7 protein-coding genes and 1 pseudogene are annotated in these 15689 nt (G+C 66.0%); 5 read left to right on the forward strand and 3 right to left on the reverse strand.

Annotated elements, in window-relative coordinates; translation table 11 throughout:
* From metH to ML342_RS01925, 3 genes and pseudogenes are all read right to left on the reverse strand, one after another.
* Positions 1-2688, reverse strand: a complete 2688-nt coding sequence (gene metH / locus ML342_RS01915; RefSeq protein ID WP_240125214.1) for a methionine synthase — start codon at positions 2686-2688, stop codon at positions 1-3.
* A complete protein-coding gene (locus ML342_RS01920) occupies positions 2685-3782 on the reverse strand; it encodes a homocysteine S-methyltransferase family protein (RefSeq protein ID WP_240125215.1) in 1098 nt (365 codons plus the stop codon). Before ML342_RS01920 ends, metH begins: the two co-directional genes overlap by 4 nt.
* A gap of 23 nt (positions 3783-3805) precedes the next feature.
* Positions 3806-4729 (reverse strand): annotated as a pseudogene (locus ML342_RS01925) (ArsR/SmtB family transcription factor); the annotation flags it as partial.
* A 243-nt stretch (positions 4730-4972) separates the two neighbouring features.
* On the opposite strand from ML342_RS01925, the gene ML342_RS01930 reads away from it, so the two are divergent.
* The 5 genes from ML342_RS01930 to ML342_RS01950 all read left to right on the forward strand — a co-directional run bounded on the left by ML342_RS01930 (position 4973) and on the right by ML342_RS01950 (position 15639).
* The gene (locus tag ML342_RS01930) at positions 4973-6166 is read left to right on the forward strand and encodes an acyl-CoA dehydrogenase family protein (RefSeq protein ID WP_275672340.1); all 1194 of its coding nucleotides are present in this window, start codon (positions 4973-4975) and stop codon (positions 6164-6166) included.
* Between the two features lie 59 nt (positions 6167-6225).
* Entirely contained in the window at positions 6226-11166 is a 4941-nt protein-coding gene (locus ML342_RS01935; protein WP_240125218.1) for an NAD-glutamate dehydrogenase, read from the forward strand.
* 110 nt (positions 11167-11276) lie between these two features.
* Positions 11277-12047, forward strand: coding sequence for an NAD kinase (locus ML342_RS01940; protein WP_240125220.1), 771 nt, complete (start codon positions 11277-11279; stop codon positions 12045-12047).
* 24 nt (positions 12048-12071) lie between these two features.
* Positions 12072-14717 (forward strand): bifunctional diguanylate cyclase/phosphodiesterase, encoded by a 2646-nt coding sequence (locus ML342_RS01945; protein WP_240125221.1) that lies wholly within the window; start codon positions 12072-12074, stop codon positions 14715-14717.
* Entirely contained in the window at positions 14710-15639 is a 930-nt protein-coding gene (locus ML342_RS01950; RefSeq protein WP_240125222.1) for a 5'-nucleotidase, read from the forward strand. Before ML342_RS01945 ends, ML342_RS01950 begins: the two co-directional genes overlap by 8 nt.
* The last annotated feature ends 50 nt before the right edge of the window (positions 15640-15689 follow it).

The raw sequence follows: 15689 nt of genomic DNA on the forward strand, positions 1-15689 counted from the left end.
TCACTCCGGGTCGTAATCCAGCTCGGCAGCCAGCCAGCGCTCCGCCTGCGACAGTTCGACACCCTTGCGGCGGGCGTAGTCGGCCACCTGATCCCGCGTGAGTTGGCCGACCACGAAATAGCGGCTCTCCGGATGGCTGAAGTAGTAGCCACAAACGCTCGCCGCCGGAGTCATGGCGAAGTGCTCGGTCAGGCGGATGCCGGTATGGGCACTGGCGTTCAGTAAATCGAACAGTGTCTGCTTCTCACTGTGCTCGGGGCAGGCGGGGTAGCCCGGAGCCGGGCGGATGCCGCGGTAGCGCTCTGCGATCAGCGCCTCGTTGTCCAGCGCTTCGTCCGGTGCGTAGCCCCAGAACTCGGTGCGCACGCGCTGATGCAGGCGTTCGGCGAAGGCTTCGGCCAGACGGTCGGCCAGCGCTTTGATCAGGATTGCGCGGTAGTCATCGTGCGCGGCTTCGAAGCGCGCCACATGCGCCTCGATGCCGATCCCGGCCGTGACCGCGAAGGCGCCGATCCAGTCTTGCATTCCCGCATCGCGCGGCGCGATGAAATCGGCCAGGCACAGGTTCGGGCGTTCGGCCGGCTTGTCGGCCTGCTGGCGCAGGAAATGCAACCTGCGCATACCGGACTCCGTGCGCACCGCCACGTCGTCCCCCTCGCTGCTCGCCGGCCATAGGCCAATGACACCGCGCGCGGTCAGCCATTTTTCGGCCACGATCTGCTCCAGCATCGCGCGCGCATCGCGATACAGCTCGCGCGCCTGAGGGCCGACCACGGCATCGTCGAGGATGGCCGGGTATTTGCCCGCCAGTTCCCAGGCGCCGAAGAACGGCGACCAGTCGATGTAAGCGATCAGTTCCGACAGCGGGTAATCGTCGAATACGTGCAGCCCGGGTTGCTGCGGCTGGGGCGGCGAATAGGTCTGCCAGTCGTAACGGAAGCGGCGCGCGCGCGCCTGCTCCAGCGGTACCAGCAGGCGCCTGTGGTCGCGGTTGCGATGCCGCTTGCGCACCTCCGCATAGTCGTCGGCCGTCGCGCGCATGAACTCTTCGCGTAGCTCGGGCGACAGCAGCGACTGCGCGACGTTGACCGCGCGCGAGGCGTCTTTCACCCAGACCGTCGGCGCCGCGTAATGCGGGGCGATCTTCAGCGCGGTATGCGCGCGCGACGTGGTGGCCCCGCCGATCAGCAGCGGAATCGTGAACCCCTGCCGCTGCATCTCCTTGGCGACGTGGCTCATCTCCTCCAGCGAGGGCGTGATCAGTCCTGACAGCCCGATCATATCGGCGCCTGCTTGCCGGGCAGTGTCCAGGATGGTCTGCGCGGGAACCATCACGCCCAGGTCGATGACCTCGAAGTTATTGCAGGCCAGTACCACGCCGACGATGTTCTTGCCGATGTCATGCACATCGCCCTTGACCGTGGCCAGCACGATCTTTCCGTTGCTCTTGCCGGTATCGCCGCTGCGCTGCTTTTCCGCCTCGATGTAGGGCAGCAGGTGCGCGACGGCTTTCTTCATCACCCGGGCTGACTTCACCACCTGCGGCAGGAACATCTTGCCGGCGCCGAACAAATCGCCGACCACGTTCATGCCCGCCATCAGCGGGCCTTCGATCACGTCCAGTGGACGCGCAGCCGCCTGGCGGGCTTCCTCGGTGTCCTGTTCGATGTATTCATCGATGCCATGCACCAGCGCGTGCGACAGGCGAGCGGCAACCGGCTGCTGGCGCCAGGCCAGGTCCTCGGCTCTCTTTTCGCCCTTTTGCTTCCTGTAGTTGCCGGCGATTTCCAGCAGGCGTTCGGTGGCGTCCGGGCGGCGGTTCAGCACCACGTCCTCGACGCGCTCGCGCAGCAGCGGATCCAGCGCATCGTAGATTGGCAGCGCGCCGGCGTTGACGATGCCCATGTCCATGCCGGCGCGGATGGCGTGGTAGAGAAAGACGGAATGGATCGCCTGCCGCACCGGCTCGTTGCCGCGGAATGAAAACGAGACGTTGGACACGCCGCCGGAGACATGGCAGTGCGGAAACCGCCGGCGCAGCTCGCGCGCGGCGTCGATGAACTCCACCGCATAGTTGTCGTGCGCCTCGATCCCGGTGGCGACCGCAAAGACATTGGGGTCGAAGATGATGTCCTCGGGCGGAAACCCCACCTGGCTGACAAGCAGACCGTAGGCGCGGGCGCAGATCTCGACTTTGCGCGACGCGGTGTCGGCTTGCCCCATTTCATCGAAGGCCATCACCACCACTGCCGCGCCGTAGCGCCGCACCAGGCGCGCCTGGCGCAGGAACTCGGCCTCGCCTTCCTTCAGCGAGATCGAGTTGACGATGCCCTTGCCCTGCAGGCATTTCAGGCCGGCCTCGATCACCTCCCACTTGGAGGAGTCCAGCATCACCGGAACCCGCGCGATGTCCGGCTCGGCCGCGATCAGGTTGAGGAACTCGACCATCGCCTGCTTGGCATCGAGCAGCCCCTCGTCCATGTTGACATCGAGGATCTGCGCGCCGTTCTCCACCTGTTGACGCGCCACCGCGACTGCGGCGTCGTAGCGGCCTTCCAGGATCAGCTTCTTGAACTGCGCGCTGCCGGTGACGTTGGTGCGCTCGCCGATGTTGACGAAGTTGGATTCGGGCGTGATGACCAGCGGCTCCAGCCCGGACAGCCGCGTGTGGCGGGGCAGGATGCTCATGCGATCGGCTCGAGGGCGGGGACCTGGCGCGGCGGCAGGTCGCGCACCGCCGCGGCGATGGCGCGGATGTGATCGGGCGTGGTGCCGCAGCAGCCGCCCACCAGATTGAGCAGCCCAGACTCGGCGAAATCGCGCAGTACGCGCGCCATGTCGTCGGGCGTCTCGTCATAGCCGCCGAAGGCATTGGGAAGCCCGGCATTGGGATGGGTGCTGACATGGGTATCGGCGACCTGAGCCAGCACGTCGATATGCGGGCGCAGGTCACGCGCGCCGAGCGCGCAGTTCAGCCCGATCGCCAGCGGCTCGGCATGCCGCAGGGAATACCAGAATGCCTCGGCGGTCTGTCCGGAGAGCGTGCGGCCGGAGGCATCGGTGATGGTGCCGGAGATCATCACCGGCAGGCGCGCGCCGATCTCCGTAAATACGTCGTCGATCGCAAACAGCGCGGCCTTTGCGTTCAGGGTGTCGAACACGGTTTCGACCATCAGGATGTCGGCGCCGCCTTCGACCAACCCGCGCGCGGCTTCGCGGTAGGCATCGGCGAGCTCGTCGAAGGTGATGGCGCGAAAGCCGGGACGGCTGACGTCCGGCGAGAGCGAGGCGGTACGGTTGGTGGGGCCGAGCACGCCGACCACGAAGCGCGGTCGCGATGGGTCGGATGCCTCTGCCGCGTCGCACTCGGCGCGCGCCAGTCGGGCGCCTTCGCGGTTGAGTTCGCGCACCAGATGCGAAAGATGGTAGTCGGCCAGCGAGATGCGCGTGGAGTTGAAGGTGTTGGTCTCGATCAGGTCGGCGCCGGCCTCGAGATAGGCGCGGTGGATGCCGCGGATGATGTCCGGACGGGTCAGCGTGAGCAGGTCGTTGTTGCCGCGCTGGTCGTGCCCGGCGCAGCCGCAGCCGGGTCCGTGGACGTGGCCAGCAGGCGCGCACAGGGCGTCGAAGCCGGAGGCAAAGCGCTCGCCGCGGTAGTCGGCTTCGGTCAGGCCATGACGCTGGATCATGGTGCCCATCGCGCCGTCGATCACGAGAATGCGGCGTGCCAGCGCCTCCTGCAGCGCGGCGACGCGGAGTGGGGCACGCCAGGGGAGGGCCATGATCAGGAGGCCTCCGCTCACGACTTGACGCCGGTCAGCGCAATCACCTCGAAATGAGGTGGACGACGCTCGCGAGTGACGGTTTCGCAGTTGGCAATCGTCAATCCAGCCTTTTCCGCGAACTTGCGCAGCTCCTTGTGGGTGAAGCCCAGGTTCACATGGCCGTAGGCTTCGACCACGCTGCGGTGCTCGTGGCGGGCCAGGCTGGACAGCAGCAGGCGGCCGCCTGGGCGCAACACGCGCGCCGCCTCGGCCACCGCCTGCGCCGGGCGCGTGGCGTACGTCAGCGCATGCATCAGAATGACCAGGTCGAAACTTGCCTCCGGAAACGGCAGTGCATGCATGTCGCCTTCCAGCACTTCGACATTGTCGAAGCGGCGCAGGCGCTCCCGCGCTGCCGCTACCACGCGTTGGCTGGAATCGATGCAGACATAGCGATCGGCGTGCGGGCTCAGCAACTCGGCCAGCACGCCGTCGCCGGAGGCGATGTCCAGCACGTCGCCCGGCCACAGCAGCGGCAGCGCGGTGCGCGCCAGCGCCTCCCAGGTGCGGCCCGGCGAGTAGTGGCGCTCCATGTCGCCGGCCACGCTGTCGGCCCAGTTCTGATCGGCTGCGCGCATCGCCAGCACTGCCGGCACGCGTTCGGCGTCCTGGCGCAGCAGGGGATCGTCGGTTCCGGTGCGGATCGATTGCCAGAGCATGCGCTGGGCTGGCTCGATCATGCTGTCGTCGAAGCGGTAGTAGGCCGAGACCCCGGCGCGGCGATCACGCACCAGGCCGGCTTCCTTGAGTTTGGCCAGATGGGTGGAGACCCGCGGCTGCGCCAGCTGGGTGATCGCCGACAGCTCGGCCACCGTCAGCTCCTCATTTTCCAGCAGCGCCAACAGGCGCACGCGGGTCGCATCGGCGAAGACTTTCAGATGCGCAGACCAGCCTTCCAGATCCATAAATATCTTTCCATCGCGATTTAAAGATGATTATTTCGGGAAGCCGCGATGCGGTCAAGTCGCTGCCTGTCCCCGGCTTGGCCCCGGATGGCATTGCCGCCTCTTCGCGCAGGCTGGCGAATCGCCGCTCGATGCGATCAGAACGCCTGTCCGCCGGCGTGGCTTGGGGCATTTCGCGCAGGCTCCTACACGATGCGCCGGACGCCTGCGTACTGCTACGGTTCGCCGCGGCGCGGGGCTACAATGCCGCATCTCGTAAGACACGCGAAAGGGCAAAGAGAGGCACTCGTGGATTTCAGCTTCAGCGAAGAGCAGTTGATGATTCAGGACGTGGCGCGGCGGATCGCGCGCGAGAAGATCGCGCCCAGCGCCGAGCATCATGACCGCACCGGCGAGTTTCCGGTCGAGAACATTCGCGCGCTCGGCGAGAACGGTCTGATGGGCATCGAGGTGCCGGTGGAATACGGTGGCGCCGGCATGGATCCGATCAGCTACGTGCTGGCAATGATCGAGATCGCAGCTGCCGATGCCGCCCACAGCACCATCATGTCGGTCAATAATTCGCTGTTCTGCAATGGCATCCTCACCTTTGGCACGGAGGCGCAGAAGCAAAAGTACGTGCGCGCGATCGCCGAAGGCCGCGAGATCGGCGCGTTCGCGCTGACCGAGCCGCAGTCCGGCTCGGATGCCACCGCGATGCGCTGCCGCGCGGTGAAGCAGGCCGACGGTCGTTTCATCGTCAACGGCAAGAAGAGCTGGATCACCTCCGGCCCGGTCGCCAAGTACATCGTGCTGTTCGCAATGACCGATCCGGAGAAGGGCGCACGCGGCATCACCGCGTTCCTGATCGACACTGCGCGCGCTGGTTTCCACCGCGGCAAGACCGAGCCGAAGCTGGGCATTCGCGCCTCCGCCACCTGCGAGATCGAGTTCACCGACTACGTGGTCGAGCCGGATGAGGTGCTGGGCGAGGAAGGCCAGGGCTTCAAGATCGCGATGGGCGTGCTGGATGCCGGCCGCATCGGTATCGCCAGCCAGGCCATCGGCATCGCTCGCGCCGCCTACGAGGCCACCCTGGCCTACGTGAAGGACCGCAAGGCGTTTGGTCAGCCGATCGGCGCGTTCCAGATGACCCAGGCCAAGATCGCCGACATGAAGTGCAAGCTGGATGCGGCATTGCTGCTGACTCTGCGCGCCGCGTGGCTGAAGGCGCAGGGGCAGCGCTTCACCACCGAAGCCTCGGTGGCCAAGCTGACCGCGTCGGAAGCGGCGATGTGGATCACCCATCAAGCGCTGCAGATCCACGGCGGCATGGGCTATTCCAAGGAAATGCCGATCGAGCGGTATTTCCGCGACGCCAAGATCACCGAAATCTACGAAGGCACCAGCGAGATCCAGCGGCTGGTGATCGCCCGCAACGAAACTGGACTGCGCTGATCATTTATTCCAGGCGGCCGCGCTTTCGTGCGGCCGTTTCTCTTGAAGGCCATGACCCGATGAAAACCTCCGTCGCACCCGCCGAAAGCGCCGATCTCAACCCGATTCTCGATGCCGTGGCCAAGCGCGTGGGCAAGGCTGCCCGCGCCGAGGCGCAAGCGTTCGTCGCCGCCTTCTATCGGCGCATGGATGCCGAGGAGTTCGCCACGCGCAGCGCCGATGCCTGGGCTCAACTCGCCATCGACATCCTGGAGTTCGCACGCAGCCGCAAGCGCGGCAAGCCCAGCGTGCGCGTCTTCAACCCGGCGGATTCCGCGCACACCGTGCTGCAGATCGTCAACGACGACATGCCATTTCTGGTCGATTCGGTGACGATGGCGCTGGCCGAGGCCGCGATCGGCGTGCACGTGCTGGGACACCCGGTGATCCGGCTGCAGCGCGACAAGGCCGGCAAGCTGCTGGCCGTGGGCGAAGGAGAGCCGGAATCCTTCATGCATCTGGAGATCGATCGCCAGCCGCAGGCGGACATCGCCAAGTTGAAGGCCCGCATCCTGGCCGTGCTGAACGATGTGCGGATGATCGTCTCCGATTGGCAGAAGATGCGCGCGAAGATGCATGAGGTCGCAGATGACCTCACCAATCGTCGTCTGCCGGTGGCCGACAAGCAGCGCCACGAGGCGCAGGAGTTCCTGCGCTGGGCGGCGGACGATCACTTCACTTTCTTCGGCTACCGCGAATATCGGGTCGAAAAGCGCGGCAAGGAAGAGGTGCTGGTGGCGGTGCCGGGCAGTGGCCTGGGCCTGCTGCGCAGCGAGGACGGCCACAAGGTGCGGCCGCTGAAGTCGCTGGCCGCACACGGCATGCCGCAGTCGGGCGCGGTGGATGCGCTGATCCTGACCAAGACCAATGCGCGCTCGACCATCCATCGCCCAGGCTACATGGACTATATCGGCGTGCTGGAGTTCGACGCCAAGGGGCGTGCGGTGGCCGAGCAGCGTTTCTTGGGGCTGTATACCTCGAGCGCCTACAACCGCCGCCCGTGGGACATTCCGCTGGTGCGCGAGCGCTTCAACTACGTGATGGAGCAATCCGGGCTCGATCCGAACAGCCATAGCGGAAAGGCGTTGCGCCACATTCTGGAGACGCTGCCGCGCGATGAGCTGTTCCAGGCCAGCGAAGAAGAGCTGCTGCGTACCTGCATGGGCATCCTCGGGCTGCAGGAGCGCGTGCGCAGCAAGCTGTTCCTGCGCCGTGACCGCTACGGCCGCTACTACTCGGCGCTCGTCTATGTGCCGCGTGATCGGATGAGCACCCAGGTCCGGCATCGCATCGAGGGGATGCTGCTGGAGGCGCTGAAAGGCGAGCGGGTGGATACCAACGTGCAGATCGGCGATTCGCCGCTGGCGCAGCTGCACCTGATCGTGCGCCAGCGTGCCGGCGAGGACGCGGCGCAGGTGGATATGGCGACGCTGGAGGTCGGGCTGGCCGACATCGTGCGCGACTGGCGCGACGAGCTGCGTGAGCAGCTGGTGGCCAGCCAGGGTGAGGAGATCGGGCTCAAGCTCGCCGCGCGCTATGGCGGCGCCCTGCCGACGGGCTACATCGAGGAAGTCAGCCCGCAGGTGGCCGCCGATGATGTGCTCCAGATCGCCGATCTGCACCATCCAGGCGACATGCGCCTGAAGCTGTATCGAACCCCCGCCGCACAGCACGAGCGCCTGCGCTTCAAGGTGTTCCGTTACGGTTCTCCGCTGGTGCTCTCGGATGTGATGCCGGTGCTCGAGAACATGGGGCTGAAAGTGCTGTCGGAGCGCCTGTTCGAGGTCGAGGTGGGTCACGAGTCGGTGTTCATCCAGGACTTCGAGGTCATCAGCCAGCAGGAGCAGGTCGGTTTCGAGGCGCTGGACGTGGAGGTCGTGCGTGAGGCTTTCGAGACCACGTTTGCCAAGGTGTTGAGCGGCGATTGCGAGAACGACGGGTTCAACCGCCTGGTGCTGCTGGCCAAGCTGGACTGGCGCCAGGTCTCGGTGCTGCGCGCCTACTGCAAGTATTTGCTGCAGGTCGGGGTGCCGTTCTCGCAGAGCTACATGGAAACCACGCTTGCGCGCTACCCGCTGCTGGCGCGGTTGCTGATCGAGCTGTTCGAGGCGCGCTTCCATCCGGCGACGGGCCGCGAGACCCGTGCGGAAATCGAGCATGGCGTGGCGCGTCTGCGCACGCAGCTGCAAGCGCTGGCGGGCGGCGATGATGCGACGCTGGCGCTGCTGGAGCCGCTGCTCAAGGCGCGCGCCGGAACGCGCGCCGAGCAGGAGCAGGCCGCGCGCGAGGCATTGCTGGGACTGCTCGATCGGGTGTCCAGCCTGGATGAAGACCGCATCGTGCGCAGCTTCATGGGCGTGATCGAGGCCACGTTGCGCACCAGCTTCTACATCGAGTACGCGCATGGCCTGCGCAAGGACGGCGGGCCGGCTGACTACGTCAGCTTCAAACTGGATTCCGCGCGCGTGCCCGACCTGCCCAAGCCGCGCCCGTACCGCGAGATCTGGGTGTGCGGCCCGCGGGTGGAAGGCATCCACCTGCGCTTCGGTCCGGTCGCGCGTGGTGGCCTGCGCTGGTCCGACCGCCGCGAGGATTTCCGCACCGAAGTGCTGGGCCTGGTCAAGGCGCAGATGGTCAAGAACACCGTCATCGTTCCGGTCGGCAGCAAGGGCGGCTTCTTCTGCAAACAGCTGCCGGACCCCGCACAGGACCGCGATGCCTGGTTCAACGAGGGCGTGGCCTGCTATAAGCGTTTCATCAATGGTCTGCTGGACATCACCGACAACCTCGGTACCGACGGCAAGGTGATTCCGCCGGCGGGCGTGGTGCGCCATGACGGCGATGATCCCTATCTGGTGGTGGCCGCCGACAAGGGCACCGCGACGTTCTCGGATATCGCCAATGGCATCGCCAAGGCTCATGGCTTCTGGCTGGACGATGCGTTTGCCTCCGGCGGTTCGGCAGGCTACGACCACAAGGGCATGGGCATCACCGCGCGCGGCGCGTGGGAATCCGTCAAGCGCCATTTCCGTGCGCTCGGCCGCGATTGCCAGAGCGAAGACTTCACCGTGGTCGGCATCGGTGACATGTCCGGCGATGTGTTCGGCAATGGCATGCTGCTCTCGCGCCATATCAAGCTGGTATGCGCGTTCGATCACCGCCATGTCTTCCTCGACCCTGATCCCGATCCCGAGGTCTCGTTCAAGGAGCGCGAGCGTCTGTTCAAGCTGCCGCGATCGAGCTGGGACGATTACGACAAGTCTTTGATCAGCGCTGGAGGCGGCGTCTATGCGCGCACGCTCAAGTCGATCGAGATCACTCCGCAGGTGCGGCAGGCGCTGGGGCTGGATCCAGAGGTCAAGTCGATGACCCCGAGCGAGCTGATCAGCGCGGCGCTGCGCGCCCCGGTCGATCTGCTGTGGAACGGTGGCATCGGCACCTATGTCAAGGCGACTTCCGAAAGCCACGCAGACGTGGGCGACCGTGCCAACAATGCATTGCGCGTGAACGGCGCGCAGTTGCGCTGCAAGGTGGTGGGCGAGGGCGGCAACCTCGGCTTCACCCAGCTTGGGCGAGTCGAAGCCGCCCTGCACGGGGTGCTGCTCAATACCGACTTCATCGACAACTCTGCCGGCGTGGACACCTCCGACCACGAGGTGAACATCAAGATCCTGCTCAATGGCGAGGTTCAGAAGAAGCGGCTGACCCTGGCGGCACGCAACAAGCTGCTGGCAGAGATGACCGATGAAGTGGCGCAGCTGGTCCTGAACGACAACTACCGGCAGAACCAGGCACTGACCCTGATGGAACGCATGAGCGCAACGCGTCTTGGCTCCAAGATGCACTTCATTCGCACCCTCGAGGCGCAGGGTCTGCTCGATCGCCAGATCGAGTTCCTGCCGAGCGATGCCGAGATCGCCGAGCGCACGCTGCGCGGGCAGGGCCTGACCCGGCCGGAGCTGGCGGTGCTGCTGTCCTACGCCAAGCTGGTGGCCTATCCGCAGCTGCTGGATTCGGACGTGCCGGAAGACCCGTACCTGTCCAAGGAGCTGGTGCGCTACTTCCCAGAGCCGCTGCAGAAAAAGTACGCCAAGGCGATGGAGAACCACCGCCTGAAGCGCGAGATCATCGCCACCGCGGTGACCAACTCCACCATCAACCGCATGGGGGCGACCTTCTTCCTGCGCATGCAGGAAGACAGCGGCCGCAGCATCGGCGAGATCGCGCGGGCCTACACCATCACCCGGGAAACGCTGGATGCGCGCGATTTGTGGGCGCAGATCGATGCGCTGGATGGCAAGGTGGCCGAGTCGGTGCAGATCGATGCCTTGCAGGTGATCTGGGAGTTGCAGCGCAGCTTCACGCGCTGGCTGCTGTCGCGTCCGGGCGCGGTGCCCGCGATCGCCACCGCGGTCGAACGCTATCACGACGGTTTCCGCGACATTCGCGCCGGCCAGGGGATCCTGCCGGATTCGCAGCGGCCAGAGTACGAGGCCAGCCGCCGTGCGTGGCGTGAGAAAGGGGTGCCCGATGCGCTGGCCGACCAGCTCGCGGCGCTGCCGTATCTGGACGCCAGCCCGGACATCATCGAGCTGGCTCGCGAGCGCAAGCTGCGCGCGGTGGAGGTGGCCAAGGTCTATTTCCGTCTCGCCGACGCCCTGCACGCGCCATGGCTGCGTGAGCAGATCGAGGCGCTCAAGGTGGAAGGGCGTTGGCACGCGGTCGCGCGCGGGGTACTGCGCGACGAGCTGTTCTCGCAGCTGCGTACGCTCACCGGCCAGGTGCTGGGCATGCCGGGCAAGGACGCCGATGCCAAAGTGCGGGCATGGCTACAGCGCGACGATCCATCGCTGCGGTTCACGCTGGCGATGTTGACCGAGCTTGCCGCGCAAAAGACGCTGGACTATCCCACTGCATCGGTGGCGGTGCAGCGCGTGGCGCAGCTGGCACAGCGCGGTTGAGCGCGTCGCCTGCGTTGGCCGCAAAGGGCGTCCCGAAACGGACGCCCTTTGCGTTCGCTCATGAAAGATGATCGCGAACACCCGGCGCTGGGTCTTGTTATCCTGCGAGCATGACTGCCCCCCGCCTTGCCCTGCTTGCCAGTCCCGCTGCCGAGGCCCAGGCCGCGCTGGCCGAACTGCAGCGGATCCACGGAGCATATCCGCCGGCGGAAGCCGACGTGATCGTCGCGCTCGGCGGTGATGGCTTCATGTTGCAAACGCTGCACCGGCATGGTGCGCTGGGTCGGCCGGTGTACGGGATGAAGCTCGGCACGGTCGGGTTTCTGATGAACCAGTACCGCCCCGGCGATGACCTGTTGGCACGCATTGCATCGGCCGAGCCTGCCGTGCTGCATCCGCTGGAGATGCATGCGCAGACCGAAGCCGGCGCCTGCGTCACCTCCCTGGCGTACAACGAGGTTTCGCTGTTGCGCCAAACCCGCCAGGCTGCGCATATCTGCATCGAGCTGAACGGCCAGGTGCGGCTGGAGGAGCTGATTTGCGACGGGGTGATGCTGGCCACCCCGGCCGGCAGCACCGCCTACAACTTTTCCGCGCACGGCCCGATCCTGCCGCTCGGCGCCAACGTGATGGCGCTGACCCCGATCGCTCCGTTCCGGCCGCGGCGCTGGCGCGGCGCGGTGCTCAAGGCAGGGACCGAAGTGCGCTTTCGGGTGCGCGATCCGCTCAAGCGCCCGGTCAGCGCCACCGCCGATTCACATGAGGTGCGCGACGTCACTGAGGTGCGCGTGCGCGAGTCATCCGAGCGTCCGGTGACCTTGCTGTTCGACCCCGAGCACAACCTGGAAGAACGCATTCTCATCGAACAGTTCACCGTCTGACCCGTCCAGCCCAGCGGAGCCTGCATGTCTCTCGATGCGACGACGCCAAGCCACAGCGACCCGTTGCAGACGCTGGCCGATCGCCGGCGGTTTCCGGCCTGGGCGTCGGGGTTGCTGGTGCTGCTGCTCGGCCTTGGCACCACGCTATGGCTGGCTGCGGTTCAACGCGCCTATGCCGAGCATCAAGCGCGCGCGGAGTTCGTCAGGCAGGTCGAGCAGGTGTCACTGCGGATCCAGGATCAGCTGCGGCAGTGCGAGCATCTGCTGCGCGCGTTTCAGTCGCTTTTCCTGGCCTCCGAAGATGTGACTCCAGAGGAATTCGCGCATGCCTACGAGAACATGCAGGCCAGTGCCGATGTTCGGGTCAGCTTGCAGGCGCTGGCGTATGCGCAGCGGCAGGTCATCGATGGTCGCGAGCACTACATCACCACCATGTTCACCCCGCTGGAAGGCAACGAGGCCATCCGCGGGCTGGATGTCGCCTCGCAGCCGATGAATCTTCAGGCCCTGCAGCGCTCGCGCGATGACAACCAGATCGCGATGTCGCCGCCATTTCGGTTGTTGCAAAGCCGCGACAGCCAGGGGCCTTTGGATGGCATCATCATGCGCCTGCCGGTGTATCGGCCCGGCCCCGTTCCCGTCACCGTGGAGGAACGGCGGCAAGCGATCGTCGGGTCGCTCGGCGCCTCGTTCCGGATCGTCGATCTGATCGGCTCCGCCATTCCCGTGTCGCCTGCCCAGTTCGCCGCGGTACGGCTGGAAGACGTCAGCGATCGGCGCACGCAGCTGCTCTATGCGCGTAGGTTCGCGCCCGACGCCGGCGGCGCGCCGCATACGCAGGAGTTCCGTTTCGGCGGTCGAACCTGGCGCTTGGCCGTCACTCCGGGAATCGCGCTGGACGGGCGCGGGCAATGGCGCGCCGTGGTGTGGATCGGTTCCACGCTGAGCCTGCTGCTCGCGATCCTGACCTGGTCGTTGGTGAGTACCCGCGAGCGCGCGATCGCGCTCGGCGCTGCGATGAGCGCGCGCTTCCGCGCGAGCGAGGAGCGCTTTCGTACCCTCAACGAGCTGCTGCCTTGTCTGGTGCTGCTGGTGCGCAAGGACGACGGCACGATCGTCTATCGCAATGCGGTGGCGCGCCAGAAGCTGGATCCGGAGGCTGCCGTGCGCGGTGGTTTCAGCACGCTGCTGGAAATCGGCAGCCGCGACTTGCTGGAGTTGACCGAGGATGGGGCGTCGCCTCCATTGGAAGTGCAGATGCGTGGCGCCGACGGAAAGCCATTCTGGGCCACGGCCTGGATCAGCTCGATCGAGATCGACGATGTGCCGATGTGGTTGCTGGTCGCCAGCGATACCACCGAGCAGCGGCAGCTGAACGAGCGCCTGAGCTACCAGGCCAGTCATGACCCGTTGACCCGGCTGTTCAACCGGCGCGAGTTCGAGCTGCGCGCGCAGGCTTTGCTCGCCAGCGGCGGGAGCAAGCTCGGCGCGATGCTGTTCATCGATCTCGATCAGTTCAAGCTGATCAACGACACCTCCGGGCATGCCGCCGGCGACGAGCTGCTGGTTCGCCTGGCGGCACAGATGAAGGAGAGCCTGCGTCCGCACGACATCCTGGCGCGGCTGGGAGGAGATGAGTTCGGCGTGCTGCTGGCGGGCGTGCGTAGCCCCGATGAGGCCATCCAGGCGGCCGAGCGCATCCGCGCCGGGATCGAATCGTTCGTCTTCCTCTGGCAGGAGCGCAGCTACACCGTCAGCGCCAGCATCGGCGTGGTCATGCTGCGCAGCGCGGCATCGCTGAAAGAGCTGTTCGCGAATGCGGATGCGGCCTGCTATCTGGCCAAGGAGGCCGGGCGCAACCGCATCCATCTGTATGTCGAGGACGATGCCGCCATCGCGCGCCGTATGAGCGAGATGGAATGGGCCAGCCGCATCCGCAAGGCGATCCAGGATGACCGTCTGCTGCTGGATTATCAGGAGCTTCGCTCCTTGCGCGGTGAGGCTGGCGTGCATATCGAACTGCTGCTGCGGCTACGCGACGAGGACGGCGGCGAGGTGTTGCCGGGCGTGTTCTTGCCAGCAGCCGAGCGCTACGGGCTGATGCCGCTGCTCGATCGCTGGGTAGTGGAATCCGCGCTGGCGAATCTGGACCGTCTGCATCCCAGCGGCGCGGCGCTGTCCACCTGCGCGATCAACCTGTCCGCCGCCAGTCTGGAAGACCCGGGCCTGGTCGAGCGCATCGCGCGCCTGCTGGAGCAGCATCGGATCGATCCGCGGCGATTGCTCTTCGAGATCACCGAGACGGTGGCGATGCGCGACTTCGCCGCCTCCAGTGCGCTGATCGCCCGTCTGCGCAAGCTCGGCTGCCGGGTGGCGTTGGATGATTTCGGTGCCGGTATGTCGTCGTTCGCCTATCTCAAGGACCTCGAGCTGGACATGGTGAAGATCGACGGCAGCTTCGTGCAGAACATGGCCAGCGACCGCATGTCGCGTTCGATCGTCCGCGCGGTGGCTGAGATCGGCCATGAGCAGGGTCTGAAAGTCGTGGCCGAATGGGTGTCGTCGCAGGAGCTGCTGGATCTGCTGGCCGGGATGGCGGTCGATTATGCACAAGGCTTTGCGCTCCACCGTCCGCAACGCGTCGTATTCCAACGGGATGCCAATGTCTGACACACTTCAGCCCTGCGATGATCGCATCGTGCCGCCATTAGTGGTGGCGATCACCGCGCGTGCGTTGTTCCACATGGAAGACAGCCATGCGGTGTTCGAACGCGAGGGAATCGAGGCGTTCGCCGAGCATCAGCGCCAGCGTGAGAACGAGGTGCTGCCGCCCGGCATCGCCTTTCCGCTGGTGCGCAAGCTGCTCAATCTGAACAGGGATGCGCGCCGGGTCGAGGTGATTCTGCTGTCGCGCAACTCTGCCGACACCGGCCTGCGCGTGTTCAACTCCATCCAACATCACGGACTGGACATCCGGCGTGCGACCTTCACTGCCGGCGCGCCGGTCTGGCCGTACATCAAACCGTTTGGCGCAAAGCTGTTTCTCTCGGCCAATCCCGAGTCGGTGCGGCGGGCGCTGGAGGCAGGCGTTGCCGCCGCGACCATCCTGCCGGAAAAGGCCAGCGAGCCGCGCCATCCGCACCAGCTGCGCATCGCTTTCGATGGGGATGCGGTGATTTTCGGAGATGAAAGCGAGCGAGTCTCGCGCGAGCAGGGAGTAGAGGCATTCGGCCAGCATGAGCGCGCACATGCGCACGAGCCTCTTTCGGGTGGCCCGTTCCGCGGGTTCCTGGCGGCACTGCACGACTTGCAGGCAGCATTCCCCGCCGGCCAGGACGCGCCGATCCGCACCGCCCTGGTCACGGCGCGCTCGGCGCCTGCGCATGAGCGCGTGATCCGCACCTTGCGTGAATGGGGCGTGCGCCTGGATGAGGCGCTATTCCTCGGCGGGCGCGACAAAGGGCCGTTCCTGGAGGCATTCGGCGCGGATATTTTTTTCGACGACTCGCCGCACAATATCGATTCGGCACGCCGTCACGTCGCGGCCGGGCACGTGCCGCACGGTGTCGCGAACGAAGCCGGGCCAGCCTGAGCCGCGCCGGTTGCCAGCAGGCGCGAGCCTCGCGGGGCGCTGCGCGCCGC

Source organism: Thermomonas alba (assembly GCF_022419205.1).
GTDB classification, from domain to species: domain Bacteria; phylum Pseudomonadota; class Gammaproteobacteria; order Xanthomonadales; family Xanthomonadaceae; genus Thermomonas; species Thermomonas alba.

Bases quoted from the DNA above. Each gene is read 5' to 3' on its own strand.
- ML342_RS01935 (WP_240125218.1), top strand. From the start codon at position 6,226: ATGAAAACCTCCGTCGCACCCGCCGAAAGCGCCGATCTCAACCCGATT.
- metH (WP_240125214.1), bottom strand. From the start codon at position 2,688: ATGAGCATCCTGCCCCGCCACACGCGGCTGTCCGGGCTGGAGCCGCTG.
- ML342_RS01930 (WP_275672340.1), top strand. From the start codon at position 4,973: ATGCCGCATCTCGTAAGACACGCGAAAGGGCAAAGAGAGGCACTCGTG.
- ML342_RS01950 (WP_240125222.1), top strand. From the start codon at position 14,710: ATGTCTGACACACTTCAGCCCTGCGATGATCGCATCGTGCCGCCATTA.
- ML342_RS01940 (WP_240125220.1), top strand. From the start codon at position 11,277: ATGACTGCCCCCCGCCTTGCCCTGCTTGCCAGTCCCGCTGCCGAGGCC.
- ML342_RS01920 (WP_240125215.1), bottom strand. From the start codon at position 3,782: ATGGCCCTCCCCTGGCGTGCCCCACTCCGCGTCGCCGCGCTGCAGGAG.
- ML342_RS01945 (WP_240125221.1), top strand. From the start codon at position 12,072: ATGTCTCTCGATGCGACGACGCCAAGCCACAGCGACCCGTTGCAGACG.